Origin of the sequence: Nonomuraea sp. NPDC050328, from assembly GCF_044459405.1 — a bacterium.
Lineage (GTDB): Bacteria > Actinomycetota > Actinomycetes > Streptosporangiales > Streptosporangiaceae > Nonomuraea.
Map to the genome: position 1 here is coordinate 407,086 of NZ_JBITIW010000010.1, position 18,106 is coordinate 425,191.

Genomic DNA, 18,106 nt, shown 5'->3' on the forward strand with positions numbered 1-18,106 from the left:
TCAGCGGGTCCTTCCGTGCCGGTCGACGCGCTCTTGCAGCCAGTCGCCCACCAGGTTGAGCGCGGCGGCGGTGACGATGATGGCCAGGCCGGGGGCGATCACCGCCCACGGGTTGGCCACGAGCTGGGCCCGGTTGTCGGCCAGCGTGCGGCCCCAGTCGGGCGAGCCGGCCGGCACGCCGAGCCCGAGGAAGGACAACGACGACAGCGAGACCAGCGCGAAGGCGAAGTTGAGGAAGACCGTGGCCAGGGCGACCGGCGCGATGTTGGGCCAGATGATCCGGATCATGATCCGCCAGGCGGGCAGGCTCTTCAGCAGGGCCGCCTCGACGTAGGGGCGGTGGCGCTGCTCCAGGACGGCCCCGCGCACCACGCGGGCGTCGGTGGGCGCGAAGAGCACCACGAGCACCAGGATGGCCAGGCCGTACCCGCCGCCGAGCACGCCCGCCACCACGATGGCGACGAGCAGCGCGGGCAGCGAGAACATCAGGTCGGCCCAGCGCATGGCCAGGGTGTCGGCCCAGCCGCCGAAGTAGCCGGCGGGCAGGCCGATCAGGTTGCCGAGGATCATGGAGCCGAGCGCCACGGCCAGCGCGCCCGGCACGGCGGTGCGCGCCCCGGCGACCAGCAGTTCCAGCACGTCGCGGCCGAGGTCGTCGGTGCCGAGCGGATGGCCGGGACCGGGGCCGGTGAGGCCGGTCATCAGGTCCTGCTCGGTGGCGCCCGGCACCAGCCAGGGCGCGAAGGCGGCGCAGACCGCGGCGACGGCGAGCACCAGCAGGGCCGCCAGGACGGTCAGCGGCGGGCGCGAGGCCGGCTTCACGAGGCCCTCCGTACGCGCGGGTCGGCGATCGAGTAGCCCACGTCCACCAGCAGGTTGATCGCGGCGATGAGCAGGGTGAGCAGCAGGGCCAGCGCCTGCACCACGGGCACGTCCTTGAAGGTGACCGAGTCCATGAGCAGCGAGCCCAGCCCCGGCAGCGCGAAGGTGACCTCCACCAGCACGGTGCCGACCAGCATGCTGGTGACCACGAGCCCGGTGGCGGTGAGGATCGGCACGAGCGAGTTGCGCAGGGCGTACCCGAGCACCGTCGCCGAGCCGAGGCCGCGTGCGCGGGCGAAGACGACGTAGTCCTGTTCCAGCTCCCGCACCAGCGCCGCGCGGGTGAAGCGCAGCAGCAGCCCGAGAGCCCCGGCGGCCAGCGCGACGGCGGGCAGCGTGAGGTGCCACACCGTCCCGGCGAAGCCCTCGCCGGTGCCGTAGACCGGGAACCAGCCGAGCCCGGAGGCGAACACGACCAGCAGGACCAGGCCGACGGCGAACGGCGGGGCGCTGAGCCCGACGATGCCGGTGACCACCACCAGCCGGTCGAGCGCCCGCCCGCGGCGCAGCGCGCCCAGCACGCCCATCGGGATCCCGGCCAGGGCGGCCAGCAGCGTGCCGTACGCGGTCAGCTCCAGCGTGAGCGGCACCCGGTCGCCGAGCATGCCGCTCACCGGCACGCCGGTGCGGATGGAGACGCCCAGGTCGCCGGTGAGCACGCCGCCCAGCCAGCGCAGGTACTGCACGAAGACCGGCTCGTCGAGGTGGTAGCGCGCGGTGATCGCGGCGATGGTCTCGGCCGTGGCCGGGCGGGTGCCGAGCAACGTCTGCTGGAGGGTGCCCGGAGCGAGGTAGAGCAGCAGGAAGACGCCCACCGACAGCAGGGCGACGACGACGGCGGTCCCGGCCAGCCGCCGCAGCAGGAACGACCCCCAGCCCGCCATCACAAGACCCCGTTCCCCCTCAGCCAGGCGATCGTGCGCTCGGCCGCGTCCCGGCGGTGCCCGTCCTCGACCAGCTCGTGCCCCTCCCGAGGGTAGACGACGAGCTGGACCGGGATCCCGGCCGCCGACCAGGCACGATAGAGCTGCTCGGCCTGGCCCGCGGGGGTGGTCCGGTCGAGTTCGCCGTGCAGGATCAGGGTCGGCGTGCTCGCTTCGGCGGCGTGGTGGACCGGCGAGCGCGCGGCCAGGAACTCGCGTCCCTCGGGCGTGACGGGGTCGGCGCCGGCGTGGTAGAGCGGGTCGAAGCCGCCGGCCAGGTTGCTGGCGGTGGTGAAGCTGAGCCAGTCGGCGACGCCGGACATGACCACCGCGGCCCGGAACCGCGAGGTGCGGGTGGTCGCCCACGCGGTCATGTACCCGCCGTAGCTGAGCCCCATGATCGCCATCCGTCCGGGATCGGCGGCGCCGGTCGCGACGAGGTGGTCGACGCCGGCCAGCAGGTCGTCCAGGTCGGCCTCGCCCGCGACGCCGATGACGGCCCGCGCGTGCTCCTGGCCGCGCCCGCTGCTGCCGCGCGGGTTGGCGAGCAGGACCGCGGCCCCGGCGTGCGCGAGCGGCGAGGCGAGCTGGTTGGACTCGGCGGGCGCGAAGGCGCTCGACCACAACCAGGTGGGGCCGCCGTGCACCATGACGACCAGCGGCCGGGGCCCGTCCGCCTCCCCGTGGGTCAGCAGCAGGCCCTCGATCTCCCGCCCGTCGGGCGCGGCCCACCGCACCTTTTCCTGCCGTACGGCAAGCGAAGCCAGCCCCGCGTTGAGCGCGGTGACCGCACGCCACTCGCCGGTCGCCGGGTCGGCCAGCGCGATCTCCGGCGGCTGCCCGGCGTCCTCCCAGGGAGCGGCGGCCAGCGTGCCGGTGGCGTCGGGCGACAGCGACGGCTGGGCGCCGGGCCCGCCGAGCGTGCCGTGCCGCACCCAGCGCGACAGGACCTCGCCGGTGACCGCGTCGAGCAGGCCGCCGTGCGTGCCGGTGCCGTCCCAGCCGGTGAACCAGAGCCGCCGCTCGTCGAGCCAGCCCAGGTCGGTGACGTCGTCGAGGTCGCCGAGCGCGGTGACCCGGGTGTCGCCGCCGTCGAGGCCGGTGACGCGCAGGACGCGGCCCGAGACGATGGACAGCCCTTCGAGGACGACGGCGGTGCGGCCGTCGGGGGCGAGCTTGGGGCGGGCGAGCTGCCAGCCGGTGGTGTAAAGCGTGCGCGTCTGGCCGGTCTCGGGGTCGATGAGGTCCAGGTTCGGGCGGTAGAAGCCGCCCGGGGTCTCGTCGGCCGAGGTGACCGCGACGACGGGACCGCCACGCCAGTCGGCGTCCCACACGGTGGCGGTGAGCGGGACGGGCGTGAGCCGGTCGTCGCCGACGCGGGCGAGGGCCAGGCGGCGCAGCCGGGCGCCCGGTTCGCGGACCACCGGGTCGGCCGGGTCGTGGACGCGCAGGCCGAGATGGCTGCCGTCGCGCTCGCTGCCGGGGTCGGCCAGGCGCAGCAGGACGCGGTCGCCGGCGGGGATCAGGTCCTCGATCTCGGCGCCGGTGTCCAGCCGCCACGGGGGCTCGCCGACGGCCAGCCGTACCTCGACGTGGTCGAGCAGGGGGCCGCGGGCGGTGGCGAGCAGGAGCCGGTTGCCGGTGATCCAGCGGGTGAGCGCGTGCCACTCGCCCTCGGCGGCGGCCAGCGGGCGGAGCGCGCCGGTGGGCAGGTCGAGCACGTGGGCCCGGCCGTCGATGACGCAGGCCACGGCCGCGCCGCCGGGGTGGAGGGCGACCCATTCGGGCACCCGCAGCCCGCGCAGCGCGCGGTGGACGTCGAGCGGGGCGGCCATCAGCGCGGGGCGACCTTCGCGGCCCACGGGCCGACGAAGAAGTACGGGCCGAAGCCGGTGGCGGTGACCGACGGGCCGAAGGCGGTGGCCGCCTCACCCCACCACAGCGGCTGGTAGGGCAGATCGGCGGCCGACTTCAGCAGCGCCTGGCCGAGCAGCTTGCCGCGCTCGGCGTCGTCGGTGCTGGCCTTGGCGTCGGCGAGGAGCTTGGTGACCTCGGCGTTGGCGTACTCGGCGATGTTGGTGCCGTTCTTGCCGGTCGCGCCGCCGTCCAGGAGCTGGTTGACGTACTCGGAGGGGTCGCCGGTGGTGGCGAAGTACCACCCGGCGTAGATCCCGGCCGAGTGCGCGCCGAGCTCGGCGATCCACTGCTCCAGCGGCACCTCCTTGACCTCCAGCGTGATGCCGATGGTCTTGAGGTTCTGGGCCAGGGTGAGCAGCGCGCGGCCGATCTGCGGGCCGCTGTTGGGGTAGGTCACGGTGTCGCCGAAGCCCTGCGGGCTGGCCGACTGGGCGAGCTCGGCCTTGGCCTTGGCCAGGTCGAACTCGACCTGCGGGATGCTCGCGTACAGCGCCTTGACCTCGGCCTCGCCGAGCACGCCGCCCCACTGGACCGGGTCGGGGATGGTGGTGGCGACCGCGCCGTGGCCGCGCAGGATGCTCTTGACGATGCCGGCCCGGTCGACGGCGTGCCCGACCGCGCGGCGCACGTGCACGTCGTCCCACGGCTTCTTGGCGGTGTTGAAGGCGAGGGTGACCAGCGAGCGGTCGGCGGCGGTCATGACCTGGACGCCGGAGACCGCCTTCCACTGGTCGATCTGCTCGGCCGGGACGTTCAGGGCGACGTCCACCTGGCCGCCGCGCATGGCCAGCAGGCGGGTGGACTCCTCGGGGATGAAGTCGATTCTGATCTGCCGGTAGGGGGCCTCGCCGCCCCACCAGGCGTCGTTGCGCTCCAGCGTGACGTGCGAGTCGGGGGCGAACTCGGTCACCTTGTAGGGGCCGGTGCCGAGGATCTTGCCGGTCGGGGTGCCGAGGTCCGCGCCGGTGTCCTTGAGGAACTTCTCGCTGGTGACCAGCAGGGTGCCGGGGGAGGGGGTCCAGGCGAAGGAGGCGTCCGGCTGCTTGAGGGTGATCGTCACCTCGGCGGGCGCGGTGGCCTCGATGCTTTCCACGCCGGCGTAGGCGTAGGCGAAGGCGCTGGTGGAGCCCTTGGCGGCGTGCAGGTTGAGGCTGGCGACCACGTCGGCGGCGGTGAGGGCCGCGCCGTCGGCGAAGGTGACGCCCTGGCGGAGCTGGTAGACGTAGGTCCTGGCGTCCTTGCGCTCCCACGAGGCGGCGAGCGAGGGCTGGAGGCCGCCGTCCTCGCCCACCGCGACCAGCGCCTCCTGGCAGAGGAGGGCGACCACGTAGTTCATGATCCCGGCCTCCTTGCTCACGTCGAGCGTGCTGAGCGAGGAGGGGAGTGCTACGCGGAGCAGGTCGGCGGTCTTGGGTGCGCCTGTCGTACCGGCCGGGGCGGGGCTGGAGCCCGAGCCGCCGCCGGAGCCGCAGGCGGCCAGCGCGCCCGTGCCCGCGATCAGGGCGGTGGCGAGGAGGAAGGAGCGCCTGGCGAGAGGGCTGTCGGTCACGGCGGGACCCCATTTCGTGCAACCGGCCTACCTGCGATGTCTACCGGTAATATCCAAGTGGCACATGAGAGTATTCGCTCCTTCGGTCCAGGGTCAAAGATGGAAAACATGATCAAGGTTTACAGCGCCCCGTGGTGCGGCCACTGCCAGCGCCTCAAGGGCCAGCTCGCCCGCGCCGGGATCGCCTACACCGAGATCGATGTGGACGACACGCCCGGCGCGATCGAGCTGATCAGCGAGCTGAACGGCGGCTCCTGGCTGATCCCCACCGTCGTCTTCCCGGACGGCGGAGCCCTGGTCAACCCCAGCGTGGGGCAGGTTCAGGAGCGGCTGGCCGGCTGAGTCATCGACAGCACGTCGAGCGCCGAGTCGAGCTGCTCCTCGGTCAGCGTGCCGTTGGCCACGTGACCGCGCTCGATCACCACCTCGCGGATGGTCTTGCGCTCGGCCAGCGCCTGCTTGGCGATGCGCGCGGCCTCCTCGTAGCCGACGTACCGGTTCAGCGGGGTGACGATCGAGGGCGAGGACTCGGCGTACTCGCGCAGCCGCTCGGCGTTGGGCGTGATCCCGGCGACGCAGCGGTCGGCCAGCAGCCGCGAGACGCTGGCCAGCAGCCGGACCGACTCCAGGATGTTGCGGGCGATCACCGGGAGCTGCACGTTCAGCTCGAACGAGCCGGACGCCCCGGCGAAGGTGATCGCCGCGTCGTTGCCGATGACCTGGGCGGCGACCATGCAGACCGCCTCGGGGACGACCGGGTTGACCTTGCCGGGCATGATCGACGAGCCGGGCTGCAGGTCGGGCAGGTTGATCTCGCCCAGCCCCGCCCGGGGGCCGGAGCCCATCCAGCGCAGGTCGTTGGCGATCTTGTTCAGGGATACGGCGACGACCTTCAGGGCGCCGGACAGCTCGACGATGGCGTCCTGGGCGCTCTGCGCCTCGAAGTGGTTGCCGGCCTCGGTGAAGTCCAGGCCGGTGGCCGCGGCCAGCTTGGCGATGACCCGCGGCGCGAAGCCGGGCGGGGTGTTGATGCCGGTCCCGACCGCGGTCCCACCCAGCGGAAGCTCCAGGACGCTGTTGAGCGCGCCGCCCACCCGGGTGAGACCCAGCTTGATCTGGGCGGCGTAACCGCCGAACTCCTGGCCGAGGGTGACCGGCGTGGCGTCCATGAGGTGGGTGCGCCCGGCCTTGACCAGCCCGGCGAACTCCTCGGCCTTGCCCTCCAGCGTCGCCGCCAGATGCGTCAGCGAGGGCAGCAGGTGGTAGGAGACCTCGGTCGCGGCGGCCACCCGGATCGAGGTCGGGAAGACGTCGTTGGACGACTGCGAGGCGTTGACGTGGTCGTTCGGATGCACCTCGCGGCCCAGGCGGCGCTCGGCGAGGGTGGCGACGACCTCGTTGGCGTTCATGTTGGAGGAGGTGCCGGAGCCGGTCTGGAAGACGTCCACCGGGAAGTGCTCGTCGTGCTCGTTCTCCGCCACGTCGGCCGCGGCCTGCGCGATGGCCTCGGCCATCTCCTTGTCGATCACGCCTAGTTCGCCGTTGACCTCGGCGGCGACCGCCTTGATCAGGCCCAGCGCGGCGATGTGGGAGGGTTCGAGCCCACGGCCGGAGACCGGGAAGTTCTCCACCGCCCGCTGGGTCTGGGCCCGCCACAGCGCCGTGGCGGGGACGCGGACCTCGCCCATCGAGTCGTGCTCGGTGCGGTATTCGCTCATGCTCCCAGTCTGTATCAGGCCGGTCAGCCGGTCAGAACCAGGATGGCGATGATCACCGCCGCGGCGGCGGCGATGGCCATCAGGATGAACATGCCGGTACGGCTGGCCTTGCGGGGCGCCTCTGACTGGCCGGCGATGGCGAACAGGTCGGTGCCCAGGCCGCGCTCCGGGGGCATCGGGGCGGCGGGCGGGGGCTGGTGGCTCTGCCACGGGTTCTGCTGGTGGCCCTGCTGGTGGTTCTGCGGCGGGGACGGGTAGACCTGCTGGCCCGGCGGGTGCGGTTGCACGACCCGGGTCGTCTCGGAGCTCTCGTCGTAGACCGGCGGGCGGGGGTCGGCCGGCTGCAGGGGGCCGCCGAAGCTCGGCGGCTGGGGCTCGTAGCCGGGGGGCGGGCCCTGCGGTCCCGGGGCGTGGCCGGGTCCGGGGGTGCCAGGAGCATGACCGGGGCCGGGTGGCTGGTTCAGGGGGTGCTTCGGGCGGGCGACGGTGACCGTGCGGTTGGGGTCCTGGTCGGGGTCGAACCCACCGGACCACCCCGGCACCTCGACCGGCGGCTGACCGGGCTGCTGCACTGGGGGATGACCGGGGTGCTGCACCGGGGGATGACCCTGCTGCTGGGCCGGCTGCTGGGCCGGGGGAGCGGCAGGGGGCTGGTGGTTCTGCCACGGGTTCTGCTGGGGCCGGGGCCAGGCGTCGGAGGTGGGCTGGGGGACCTGCCACGACTCGGCGCTCTGCACCCGGATCGGCTCCTCCACCGCCGGGAACTCGTGCGTGGGCGTGTCGGCCACCATCCGCAACATCGTCTCGGCCTTGGCGGTGCTCAGCCGCTGCTGGTGGATCTTGTTGAGCATGCCGTCCAGCACCGGCCGCAGCGGACCGGCCTGGGTGGGCGGGTCGGCGCTCTCGGTCATCAGCGCGGCCAGCGTCTCGGCGATGCTCGACCGCTCGTAGGCCGGCCGTCCCTCGACCGCGAAGTACAGCGTCGCCCCCAGCGACCACACGTCCGACTCCGGCCCGGTGTACTCGCCCCTGGCACGTTCCGGCGCGGTGTAGCCGGGCGAGCCGATGACCATCCCGGTCTTGGTGAGCTTGGTGTCGCCCTCGGCCTTGGCGATGCCGAAGTCGGTCAGCACGACCCGGCCGTGCTCGGTGATCAGCACGTTGCCGGGCTTGACGTCGCGGTGGGTGATGCCCTGGGCGTGGGCCGCGCGCAACGCGCCGAGCAGGTCGACGCCGATCTCGGCGACCAGGCGGGGCGGCAGCGGCCCCTCCTCCTCGATGACCTGCTCCAGCGAGCGGGCCTCGACCAGCTCCATGATGATCCAGGGGCTGTCGTCGTGGATCAGCACGTCGTAGATCGCCGCCACCGAGGGGTGGTTGATGCGGGAGGCGGTCCGCCCCTCACGCACCATGCGCTCGCGCAGCTCGGCTCGTTGCGCCTCGCTCAGGCCCGAGTCCTGGCGGATCTCCTTGATGGCGACCTCGCGGCCCAGCGTCCGGTCGTGCGCGCGCCAGACCGTCCCCATCGTCCCCCGGCCGAGCGGTGCGAGCAGTTCGTACCGTCCGGCGAGCACGCGCCCCGCCACGCCCTTGTGCTGTTCCGACATGAGAAGAAGATATCTATTCCTGCTTAGAAAGTGCTTTACCCTCGCTTGCGAAGTTCCTTGGGCCAGAAGCGGCGCGGGAGGAAGAGCTTGATCAGTCTGGCCCGTAGCCTGCCGTACGCCGTGGGCGGTGATCCCGGCCTGCGGTGCACCCCGCCACGGGGAAGAGGTACGGCCTGCGCCCCCGATGATACGGCAGCGGCCTGGGCCTCCGCCCGGTGCAGTCCGCGATGCGTGGGACGCCGGGCGAAGGCGGGACCGGCCAGGGCGAGGGCCGGGCGGCGGCCGGACTGGCTGAGCGGCTGCTCGGCGGAGCCGCCCGCGGCGACCCGCGCGAGCATGAGCGAGGCCCGCACCGAGTCGATGCGCGTCTCGGGGTCGATGCGCAGCAGCGCCTCCAGCACCGGGGCCAGCGGCCCGGCCTTGGGCATCGGGATCTGCTCGCCGCTGGTCAGCGCGGCCAGCGCGGCGGCAGCCGTACGGCGGCCGTGCAGGCCGTGGCCCTCGACGGCGGTGTAGAGGGTCGCGCCGAGCGACCACAGGTCGGCCGCCGGGCTGGCCTTGGCGCCCAGCACCCGCTCGGGCGCGATGTAGCCGGCCGAGCCGAGCACCATGCCGGCCTGGGTGATGGAGATCTCGCCCTCGAAGGCGGCCAGGCCGAAGTCGGTGAGGACCGCCCGCTGCTCGGTCACCAGGACGTTGCTGGGCTTGACGTCGCGGTGCAGGATGCCCTTGCCGTGCACCGCGCGCAACGCGCCGAGGATCTGCCGGCCCATCTCGGCGGCGAAGCGCGGCGGCAGCGGCCCGTTGTCCTGGATGAGCTGCTCCAGCGACCTGGCCTGGAGCAGCTCCATCACGATCCAGGGCCGGTCGTCCTCGGTGACGACGTCGTAGACGGTGATGACCGACGGGTGCGCGACCATCGCGGTCGCCCGGCCCTCGCGCTCGGTGCGCGCGCACAGCTCGATCCGCAGGTCCTCGTCGATGACGACGGGCAGCCGGACCTCCTTGACCGCGACGTAGCGGTCCAGCAGTTCGTCATGTGCTCGCCAAACGGTGCCCATGCCGCCGCGGCCGACCGGCTCCAGGAGCCGATAGCGCGCGGCAAGGAGATAACCGGACGGCGCACGCATGCCAGGCAGCTTACCGATTCGCCCAAACGTACCTGTAGAGGCGGGGCCGATTAAATGTTGCGATGTGGGGTCAAGTTGTCTGACCTGACGCGTCATGCAATGCGCGTGTCAGCGGTCTGTAGGTCTGCGGTAAGCGGGCGGGTTCATCCTCCGGACAGAGCACGAAAAAGTGTCGGTCGGGATCGTCAGAATGAAGGCATACGCCCTCGGAACTCGCGATCACCACACCGTCGTTGAAGGACGTGATGAGGATGCGACAGACCCAGGTCAGGAAAAGGCCGAGCAGGCCCGTGAAGTCCTCGCTCGACCTGCGTACTCCGTCCGGGCGCAAGCTGCCCTACTGAACGACCACCCGCCAGGAGCTCGTCACCCAGAAGAAGGTGTGCGAAATGTGCAAGCACCAGCCGCTCTGTCCCACCGCCGACTCGCTCGACCGCGAAGCCGCCCACGTGATGCGGTCCCACCACGACCAGGGCTGGAGCCTGCTGTGCAACGGCGTCATCCTGTTCGAGGACACCGGCCTGCTCCTGCCCGACGGCCGCGTGGTGGACCCGCATCGTGGCCTGGTGGCCGCCTGAGCCCTAGCGGCGTCCGATGGTGAGCACCGGGCCGGTGGTGTCGGCGAAGAAGTCCTGGCCCTTGTCGTCCACGACGATGAAGGCGGGGAAGTCCTCGACCTCGATCTTCCAGACCGCCTCCATCCCCAGCTCGGGATACTCCAGCACTTCCACCTTCTTGATGCAGTCCTGAGCCAGCCGGGCCGCCGGGCCGCCGATGGAGCCCAGGTAGAAGCCCCCGTAGCGCTGGCACGCCTCGGTCACCTGCTTGGAGCGGTTGCCCTTGGCGAGCATGACCATCGATCCGCCGGCCGACTGGAACCGTTCGACGTAGGAGTCCATGCGTCCCGCCGTGGTCGGGCCGAACGAGCCGGAGGCGTAGCCCTCGGGTGTCTTGGCCGGACCGGCGTAGTAGACCGCGTGGTCCTTGAGGTAGGCCGGCATCTCGCCGCCGCCGTCGAGCAGCTCGGCGATCTTCGCGTGGGCGATGTCGCGGGCGACGACCAGCGGGCCGGTGAGCGAGAGCCGGGTCTTGACCGGGTACTTCGTCAGCTCGGCCAGCACCTCGGCCATCGGCCGGTTGAGGTCGACGCGCACCACGTCGTCGGAGAGGTGCTCGTCGGTGGTCTCCGGCAGGAAGCGGGCCGGGTCGGTCTCCAGCTTCTCCAGGAAGACGCCCTCGGCGGTGATCTTGGCCAGCGCCTGGCGGTCGGCGCTGCACGAGACCGCGATGGCCACCGGGCACGAGGCGCCGTGCCGCGGCAGGCGGATGACCCGCACGTCGTGGCAGAAGTACTTGCCGCCGAACTGCGCGCCGATGCCGAGCTTCTGGGTCAGCTCGAAGACCTTCTGCTCCAGCTCCAGGTCGCGGAAGCCGTGGCCGCTGGCCGAGCCCTCGGTGGGGATGGAGTCGAGGTAGCGGGCGCTGGCGTACTTGGCCGTCTTCAGCGCGAACTCCGCCGAGGTGCCGCCCACCACGATCGCCAGATGGTACGGCGGGCAGGCCGCGGTGCCGAGCGAGCGGATCTTCTCCTCCAGGAACTGCAGCATGCGCTTCTCGTTGAGCACCGCCTTGGTCTCCTGGTACAGGAACGACTTGTTGGCCGAGCCGCCGCCCTTGGCCATGAAGAGCAGCTTGTACTCGTCGGCGTGCCCGCCCGGGTCCTCGGCGTACAGCTCGATCTGGGCCGGCAGGTTGGAGCCGGTGTTCTTCTCCTCCCACATGGTCAGCGGGGCCATCTGGGAGTAGCGCAGGTTGAGCTTGGTGTAGGCGTCGTAGACGCCGCGCGAGATGTGCTCGGCGTCGGCGCCGTCGGTCAGCACGTGCCGGCCGCGCTTGCCCATCACGATCGCGGTGCCGGTGTCCTGGCACATCGGCAGCACGCCGCCGGCCGAGATCGAGGCGTTCTTGAGCAGGTCGAGCGCGACGAAACGGTCGTTGCCGCTCGACTCGGGGTCGTCCACGATCTTGCGGAGCTGCGCGAGGTGCGAGGAGCGCAGGAAGTGGGAGATGTCGTGCACGGCCGTCTCCGTCAGCAGCCGCAGCGCCTCGGGGTCGACCTCCAGGAACGTGCGGCCCGCCGCTTCGACCTTCCGCACCCCCTCCGCCGTGATCAGCCGGTACTCGGTCTCGTCGGCGCCAAGCGGAAGCAGGTCGGTGTAGTCGAACTCGGGCATTGTCCTCGATCCTTTCGGTCCTCCTAGAGCCTACGGCCCCCGGGGAATACGCGGGACCGGTATCGGCTTATGTAGTCCAACTTTCAACTACATGGAGGCGTCATGGAGATCGTGTTCATGCTCGTGATGGGCGTCCTGGTCGTCGGCGGCATGGCCGGGGCGCTGGCGGCGATGGCGCTGAGCGGCATCAGGACCGGGCAGTGGCCGGTGCTGCGGCGGCGCCGGGTGATCTGGCGGGGGTTCGTGGTGCGCTGAGGCCGATCACGATGCCCACGATCACCAGCCCCGCGCCCAGCAGGTCCGGCACGGTCGGCACCGCGATCCCGAGCAGCAGGCCGGTGCCGATCGCGCCCACCGGGATGAGCCCGGCGAACAGCCCGGCCAGGCCCGGGCCGAGCTTCGGCAGGGACGAGTACCACAGGAAGAACGCCACGACGGTGACCACCGAGGCCAGGTAGAGGTAGCCGAGGGCCTCGGCCGGGGTCGGCACGCGGAGCATCGCCGTACCCTCGCTGACCAGGCCGACGGCGAAGAGCATCGGCACGGCCAGCCCGGTGGAGTAGGCCGACACCCGGACCGCGCCCAGCTTGGGCAGCAGCGGGATGGCCAGCAGCGAGAAGCTGACCTCACCGACCAGCGCGACCAGGGCCCAGAGCAGCCCCGGCAGGTTGCCGCTGCCCAGCCCGGTGGCGAGCGTCGCGCCGCCCACCACCACGACCGCACCCGCCAGCAGGCGGGGTGCGGGCCGTCCGCTCACCAGAGCGAGGGCCAGCGGCACGGTGCCGAGTACCACCCCGGCGAGCGCGGGCCCCGAGGCGCGTGTCGACTCGATCACCGCGACGTTGAAGACGACCAGGCCCAGCAGGGTCAGGCCGGCCAGCAGGAGCCACTCCTTGGCGGTCAGCCGGACCAGGCGCACCCGCATGACCCGGATCACCGCCACCCAGATGAGCGCGGCGATCAGGTAGCGCACGGCCTGGCCGCCGTAGATCGGATAGTCCGCGATCAGTCCGGACGCGCCGGCGAGGGTGCCGACGAGGACCATGGCCGAGGCGGCGCCGATGACTCCCTTGTGCATGCCTGAGATGCTAGGGAGGTAATGGCTCTCTCGTAGAGTCCAATCCGGCGCGGAAAGAGTGGACCATTGGCCGATCTGCATCTCTCCATCGACCGGCAGGGCGGCGGGATCGCCGTCCAGGTCGCCGCCGAGCTGCGGGAGGCCGTGCGGCGGGGGCGGCTGGCGGCGGGGGCGCGGCTGCCCTCGACCCGCGAGCTCGCCGCCGACCTCCAGGTCTCGCGGGGCGTGGTGGTCGAGGCCTACGAGCAGCTCGTCGCCGAGGGCTTCCTGGTCTCCCGCGTCGGCCTGGGCACCACCGTCGCCGCCACGGCGGCGGGTACGGCGGCGGGTACGGCGACGGCGGCTGTCCCGAGCGACGAGGAGGAGCCGGCCGCGCAGCCCGCGGGCCTGGGCGTCCCCTACCACGGTCACCGGCCCACCTCGCCCGACCTCGGGTTCTTCCCCCGCGAGCGGTGGCTGGCCGCGATGCGGCACGTGCTGACCACCCTGCCGTCGGACGCCCTCGACTACGGCGATCCGGGCGGCGTGCCCGAGCTGCGCGTGGAGCTGGCCGGTTACCTCCGCCGGGTCAGGGCGGCCGACGTGCGCCCGGAGAACCTGGTCGTGGTCGGCGGGGTCGCCCAGGGGCTCAGCCTGACCCTGCACGTCCTGGGCCGCACCCGGCTCGCCGTCGAGGACCCGACGAGCCAGCGCCAGGTGCCGCTGCTGCGCCGGGCGGGCGCCGAACTGCTGCCGATCAGGGCGGACGCGGCGGGCATCGACGCCCGCGCGGTCGAGGCGAGCGGCGCGCAGGCCGTGCTGGTCACCCCGGCCCACCACTACCCGACCGGCGTGGTCCTGTCGCCCGGCCGCCGCGCGGCGCTGATCGAGTGGGGCGGCCTGATCCTGGAGGACGACTACGACGCCGAGTTCCGCTTCGACCGCGACCCGGTCGGCTGCCTGCAGGGGCTGGCGCCCGATCGGGTGGTGTTGTGCGGGAGCGTGAGCAAGTCGATGGCGCCGGGCCTGCGGCTGGGCTGGGTGGCCGCGCCGCCGGAGGTGGCCGCGCGCATCCGGCGGGCGCGGGGCGAGCTGGATCTCGGCTCGCCGGTGGTCGAGCAGTACGCGCTGGCGCACTTCCTGCGGACCGGCGGCTACGACCGGCACCTGCGGCGCATGCGGCGCGAGTACCGGCGCCGGCGCGACGCCCTGGTGCGGGCGCTGGCCGAGGAGCTGCCCGAGGTGAGCGTGCACGGCATCGAGGCCGGGCTGCACATCTACCTGGAGCTCCCGCGAGGCTGCGACGAGGTGGCCGTCGCGCGGGCCGCCCAGGACCTCGGGCTGGCCGCCGAGCCGGTCGGTCCGATGCGGTTCACGCCGGGGCCGCCGGCCATCGTGGCCGGGTTCGCGCGGGTGCCCGTGCACCGGGCGCTGCCGGCCGTACGGGCGCTAAAAGTCAGAATGTCAGGACAAACTATTGACTGATACCGGAGGCACCGGCTAGACCAGTAGCCATGCGGGTGGGATTGCTTGGATTAGGAAGAATCGGGGCGTTTCACGCAGAAACCCTGGCCCCTCTGGTCGACGAGCTGATCGTCGCCGACCCGGTGCGCACCTCGCCGTACGGCAGGCCGGGCGACCCCTTCGAGGCGGACGCCCTGGTGATCGCGACACCGACGGCGACCCACGCCGAGCTGCTGCTGCGTGCCTGCGCCCAGGGCATCCCGACGTTCTGCGAGAAGCCGGTCGCGCTCACCGTCGAGCAGACCCGCGCGGTGCTCGACGCCCGCGGGGAGACGATGGTGCACATCGGCTTCCAGCGCCGCTTCGACGCCGGGTACGCCGCCGCCCGCGCCGCGGTGCGCGCCGGGGATCTGGGGCAGGTACACCGGGTGCACCTGCTCACCGCCGACCCCGCGCCGCCGCCGGCCGGCTACATCCCGACCTCGGGCGGCATCTTCCGCGACTGCCACATCCACGACTTCGACATCCTGCGCTGGGTGACCGGCCGGGAGGCCCGCACGGTCTACGCCACCGGCGCCAACCGGGGCGAGGCGTTCTTCGCCGAGGCCGGTGACGTGGACACCAGCGCCGCCCTGCTCACGCTCGACGACGGCACGCTGGCCACGCTGCAGGGCTCGCGGTACAACGGCGCGGGCTACGACGTGCGCATGGAGGTGGCCGGCACGCGGGCCACCCAGGCCGTCGGCCTCGGGCCCCGCGCCCCGCTGGCCAGCCTCGACGAGGGCACCCGCCCGGCGGAGCCCTGGCCCGACTTCGTCACCCGGTTCGAGGACGCCTACCGGGCCGAGCTGCGCGCCTTCCTGGAGGCGGCGCGCGGCGACCGGGAGAGCCCGTGCACGATCGAGGACGCCCTCGCGGCGCTCCTGATCGCCGAGGCAGCCGACCGCTCGCGCCGCGAGGGGCGCCCCGTGGAAGTGGAGAAGGTATGAAGATCGCGGGAGCCCCCATCTCCTGGGGTGTCTGCGAGGTCCCGGGCTGGGGTCACCAGCTCCCGGCGCAGCGGGTGCTGGCGGAGATGCGCGCGCTCGGCCTGACCGCCACCGAACTCGGCCCGGACGGTTTCCTGTCCGCCGCCGACCTGATCGAGTACGGCATGCACGGCATCGGCGGCTTCATCCCGGTGGTCCTGCACGACCCGGAGCACGACCCGCTGCCCGAGCTGCGGCGCAAGGCCGCCGAGTTCGCCGCGGCGGGCGTCGAGGTGATGGTGCTCGCCGCCGCGACCGGCCAGGACGGCTACGACTCGCGCCCGGCGCTGGACGAGCGCGGCCTGACCACGCTCTGCGCCAACCTCGACCGGGCCTCCGCCGAACTCGACCGGCTGGTCACCCTGCACCCGCACGTCGGGACCATGGTCGAGAGCCGCGCCGAGGTGCTCGGCGTGCTGGCGGGCAGCGTCGCGCCGCTCTGCCTGGACACCGGCCACCTGCTGGTCGGCGGCACCGACCCGGTCGAGATCGCCAGGCGCGACCCCGGCCGCATCGCGCACGTGCACCTCAAGGACGTGGACGCCGCGCTGGCCGCCCGCGTGCCCGAGATCGGCTACACCGAGGCGGTCCGGCAGGGCCTCTACCGGCCGCTGGGCCAGGGCGACGTGGACGTCGCGGGCCTGGTCGCCGCGCTCGACAAGGACGGCTACGCCGGGTGGTACGTCATGGAGCAGGACGTGGTCCTGACCGGGGAGGCGGACGATCCGGCCGCCGACGTCCGGCGGAGCCTGGCCTACCTGGAGGGGATCGCCCGTGCCTGAGGTGCTGACCATCGGCCGGGTGGGCGTCGACGTCTACCCGTTGCAGGTCGGGGTCTCGCTGCGTGAGGTGGAGACCTTCGGCAAGTACCTCGGCGGCAGCCCGACCAACGTGGCGGTGGCCGCCGCCCGGCTGGGCCGCAGCGCGGCGGTGATCACCCGCACCGGGGCCGACCCGTTCGGCGAGTTCGTGCACGACGCGCTGCGCGGCTACGGGGTGGACGACCGGTACGTCACGGCGGTCGAGGGGCTGCCGACGCCGGTGACCTTCTGCGAGATCCGGCCGCCGGACGACTTCCCGATCTACTTCTACCGCTTCCCCAAGGCCCCCGACCTGGAGATCCGCCCCGAGGAGCTGGATCTCACCGCGATCCGCGAAGCCGGGCTGTTCTGGGCGACGGTCACCGGGCTGTCGCAGGAGCCGTCGCGGGCGGCGCACTTCCACGCCTGGGAGGCCCGCGGGCGCAAGACGCACACCGTGCTCGACCTCGACTACCGGGCGGCCTTCTGGGACTCGCCCGCCACCGCCCGCGAGCAGGTGGCCAAGGCGCTGCCGCACGTCAGCGTGGCGGTCGGCAACCTGGACGAGGTCGAGGTGGCCACCGGGCTGCGCGAGCCGTACGAGGCGGGGCGGGCCCTGCTGGAGGCCGGGGTCGAGCTCGCGGTGGTCAAGCAGGGCGGCGCCGGGGTCCTGGGCCTGACCAGGCACGAACAGGTCCTGGTCGAGCCGGTCGAGGTCGAGGTGGTCAACGGCCTCGGCGCGGGCGACGCCTTCGGCGGCGCGCTCTGCCACGGGCTGCTGGCCGGCTGGCCGCTGGAACGAACCCTCAGATACGCCAACGCGGCGGGCGCGATCGTCGCCGGAGAGCTGGCCTGCGCGCCGGCCATGCCGACGATCGAGCGGATCGAAAGGACGCTGGGCGTTGGCTGACTACGGCGCACTGCGGGAGATCCGGGCCCGCCATCCCGAGCGCATCGCCGAAGCCGCCGCGCAACGGCGCCGCCGCCCGCTCACCGGCGACGGGCAGCTCCTCATCATCGCCGCCGACCACCCGGCCCGTGGCGCGCTGGGCGTCGGCAGCCGGCCGCTGGCGATGGGCAGCCGCGAGGACCTGCTCGACCGGCTGGTCGCCGCCCTGGCCCGGCCGGGCGTGGACGGCCTGCTGGCCACCCCCGACATCGTCGAGGACCTGCTGCTGCTCGGCGCGCTGGACGATCGGATCGTCATCGGCTCCATGAACCGGGGCGGCATCCAGGGCGCGGTCTTCGAGTTCGACGACCGCTTCACCGCCTTCGACTCCGACGCCATCGCGCGCATGCGGCTGGACGGCGGCAAGATGCTCTGCCGCATCGCGCTCGACGAGCACGGCACCGCGGCCACCCTGGAGGCGTGCGCCCGGGCGGTCAGCGAGCTGGCCGCCCGGGACCTGATCGCCATGGTCGAGCCGTTCTGGTCGCACCGCTCCGGGCACGACCTGTCGCCGGAGGGCGTCATCAAGGCGATCAACGTCGGCCAGGCGCTCGGCGCCACCTCGGCGCGCACCTGGCTCAAGATCCCCGTGGTGCCGGAGATGGACCGCGTGATGCGGGCCACCACGCTGCCCGCGCTGCTGCTCGGCGGCGACCCGGGCGACACCCCCGACCTGGCCTACGCCGCCTGGCGCAACGCGCTCAAGCTGCCGGGCGTGCGCGGGCTCGGGGGGGGGGGGGGGGGGGGGGGGGGCCCCCCCCCCGCCCCGGGGGGCGGGGGGGGGGTGGGGGGGGGGGGGGGGGGGGGGGGGGGCGGGCGGCGCGGCCCCCCCCCCCCCGGCGGTGTGC

Annotated in this window: 17 protein-coding genes; 8 read left to right on the plus strand and 9 right to left on the minus strand. The window is 73.0% G+C overall.

All coding sequences use genetic code 11. The features are described from left to right. Genes ACIBG7_RS33800 through ACIBG7_RS33815 form a run of 4 tightly spaced genes read right to left on the minus strand, consistent with a single transcriptional unit; the run spans position 1 to position 5,271 of the window. On the minus strand, positions 1 to 822 hold the full coding sequence (locus ACIBG7_RS33800) for an ABC transporter permease (RefSeq protein ID WP_397338804.1): 822 nt from the start codon (positions 820 to 822) through the stop codon (positions 1 to 3). Continuing rightward, positions 819 to 1,766, minus strand: coding sequence for an ABC transporter permease (locus ACIBG7_RS33805; RefSeq protein ID WP_397338805.1), 948 nt, complete (start codon positions 1,764 to 1,766; stop codon positions 819 to 821). Before ACIBG7_RS33805 ends, ACIBG7_RS33800 begins: the two co-directional genes overlap by 4 nt. After that, positions 1,766 to 3,667 carry an alpha/beta hydrolase family protein gene (locus tag ACIBG7_RS33810; protein ID WP_397338806.1) on the minus strand — a complete coding sequence of 634 codons (1,902 nt, stop codon included), beginning with the start codon at positions 3,665 to 3,667 and terminating at the stop codon, positions 1,766 to 1,768. Before ACIBG7_RS33810 ends, ACIBG7_RS33805 begins: the two co-directional genes overlap by 1 nt. Further along, positions 3,640 to 5,271: an ABC transporter substrate-binding protein gene (locus tag ACIBG7_RS33815; RefSeq protein ID WP_357934638.1), complete on the minus strand. Its 1,632-nt coding sequence runs from the start codon at positions 5,269 to 5,271 to the stop codon at positions 3,640 to 3,642. Before ACIBG7_RS33815 ends, ACIBG7_RS33810 begins: the two co-directional genes overlap by 28 nt. Before the next feature lie 108 nt (positions 5,272 to 5,379). Between ACIBG7_RS33815 and ACIBG7_RS33820 the strand changes: the two genes are divergently transcribed. Further along, positions 5,380 to 5,613 (plus strand): glutaredoxin domain-containing protein, encoded by a 234-nt coding sequence (locus ACIBG7_RS33820; protein ID WP_357934635.1) that lies wholly within the window; start codon positions 5,380 to 5,382, stop codon positions 5,611 to 5,613. Here ACIBG7_RS33820 and ACIBG7_RS33825 read toward each other — a convergent pair. Genes ACIBG7_RS33825 through ACIBG7_RS33835 form a run of 3 tightly spaced genes read right to left on the minus strand, consistent with a single transcriptional unit; the run spans position 5,592 to position 9,726 of the window. After that, complete coding sequence (locus ACIBG7_RS33825; RefSeq protein WP_357934633.1) at positions 5,592 to 6,989, minus strand: class II fumarate hydratase; 1,398 nt, start codon at positions 6,987 to 6,989, stop codon at positions 5,592 to 5,594. The genes ACIBG7_RS33820 and ACIBG7_RS33825 overlap by 22 nt on opposite strands. Positions 6,990 to 7,012: 23 nt before the next feature. Further along, positions 7,013 to 8,596: a serine/threonine-protein kinase gene (locus ACIBG7_RS33830; protein ID WP_397338807.1), complete on the minus strand. Its 1,584-nt coding sequence runs from the start codon at positions 8,594 to 8,596 to the stop codon at positions 7,013 to 7,015. A gap of 35 nt (positions 8,597 to 8,631) precedes the next feature. Continuing rightward, the gene (locus tag ACIBG7_RS33835) at positions 8,632 to 9,726 is read right to left on the minus strand and encodes a serine/threonine-protein kinase (protein ID WP_397338808.1); all 1,095 of its coding nucleotides are present in this window, start codon (positions 9,724 to 9,726) and stop codon (positions 8,632 to 8,634) included. 389 nt (positions 9,727 to 10,115) lie between these two features. Between ACIBG7_RS33835 and ACIBG7_RS33840 the strand changes: the two genes are divergently transcribed. Then, entirely contained in the window at positions 10,116 to 10,304 is a 189-nt protein-coding gene (locus tag ACIBG7_RS33840) for a DUF5999 family protein (protein WP_357934625.1), read from the plus strand. 3 nt (positions 10,305 to 10,307) lie between these two features. Here the strand turns inward: ACIBG7_RS33840 and ACIBG7_RS33845 are convergent, their stop codons facing one another. Next, a complete protein-coding gene (locus tag ACIBG7_RS33845) occupies positions 10,308 to 11,960 on the minus strand; it encodes a fumarate hydratase (protein WP_357934622.1) in 1,653 nt (550 codons plus the stop codon). A gap of 102 nt (positions 11,961 to 12,062) precedes the next feature. On the opposite strand from ACIBG7_RS33845, the gene ACIBG7_RS33850 reads away from it, so the two are divergent. Next, a complete protein-coding gene (locus ACIBG7_RS33850) occupies positions 12,063 to 12,215 on the plus strand; it encodes a hypothetical protein (RefSeq protein ID WP_357934619.1) in 153 nt (50 codons plus the stop codon). On the opposite strand, the gene ACIBG7_RS33855 is transcribed toward ACIBG7_RS33850, so the two are convergent. Continuing rightward, positions 12,148 to 13,038: a DMT family transporter gene (locus ACIBG7_RS33855; protein ID WP_397338809.1), complete on the minus strand. Its 891-nt coding sequence runs from the start codon at positions 13,036 to 13,038 to the stop codon at positions 12,148 to 12,150. The two genes, ACIBG7_RS33850 and ACIBG7_RS33855, sit on opposite strands and share 68 nt — an antisense overlap. Before the next feature lie 66 nt (positions 13,039 to 13,104). Between ACIBG7_RS33855 and ACIBG7_RS33860 the strand changes: the two genes are divergently transcribed. The 5 genes from ACIBG7_RS33860 to ACIBG7_RS33880 all read left to right on the plus strand — a co-directional run. Continuing rightward, a complete protein-coding gene (locus ACIBG7_RS33860) occupies positions 13,105 to 14,502 on the plus strand; it encodes a PLP-dependent aminotransferase family protein (RefSeq protein WP_397338810.1) in 1,398 nt (465 codons plus the stop codon). 29 nt (positions 14,503 to 14,531) lie between these two features. Beyond that, complete coding sequence (locus ACIBG7_RS33865; protein WP_357934607.1) at positions 14,532 to 15,470, plus strand: Gfo/Idh/MocA family oxidoreductase; 939 nt, start codon at positions 14,532 to 14,534, stop codon at positions 15,468 to 15,470. Then, complete coding sequence (locus ACIBG7_RS33870) at positions 15,467 to 16,291, plus strand: TIM barrel protein (RefSeq protein WP_357934604.1); 825 nt, start codon at positions 15,467 to 15,469, stop codon at positions 16,289 to 16,291. Before ACIBG7_RS33865 ends, ACIBG7_RS33870 begins: the two co-directional genes overlap by 4 nt. After that, positions 16,284 to 17,219 carry a 5-dehydro-2-deoxygluconokinase gene (gene iolC / locus ACIBG7_RS33875; RefSeq protein ID WP_397338811.1) on the plus strand — a complete coding sequence of 312 codons (936 nt, stop codon included), beginning with the start codon at positions 16,284 to 16,286 and terminating at the stop codon, positions 17,217 to 17,219. The genes ACIBG7_RS33870 and iolC overlap by 8 nt, the downstream gene beginning before the upstream one ends. Further along, on the plus strand, positions 17,212 to 18,106 hold an 895-nt coding region (locus ACIBG7_RS33880), incomplete at its 3' end, for a hypothetical protein (protein WP_397338812.1). The genes iolC and ACIBG7_RS33880, both read left to right, overlap by 8 nt.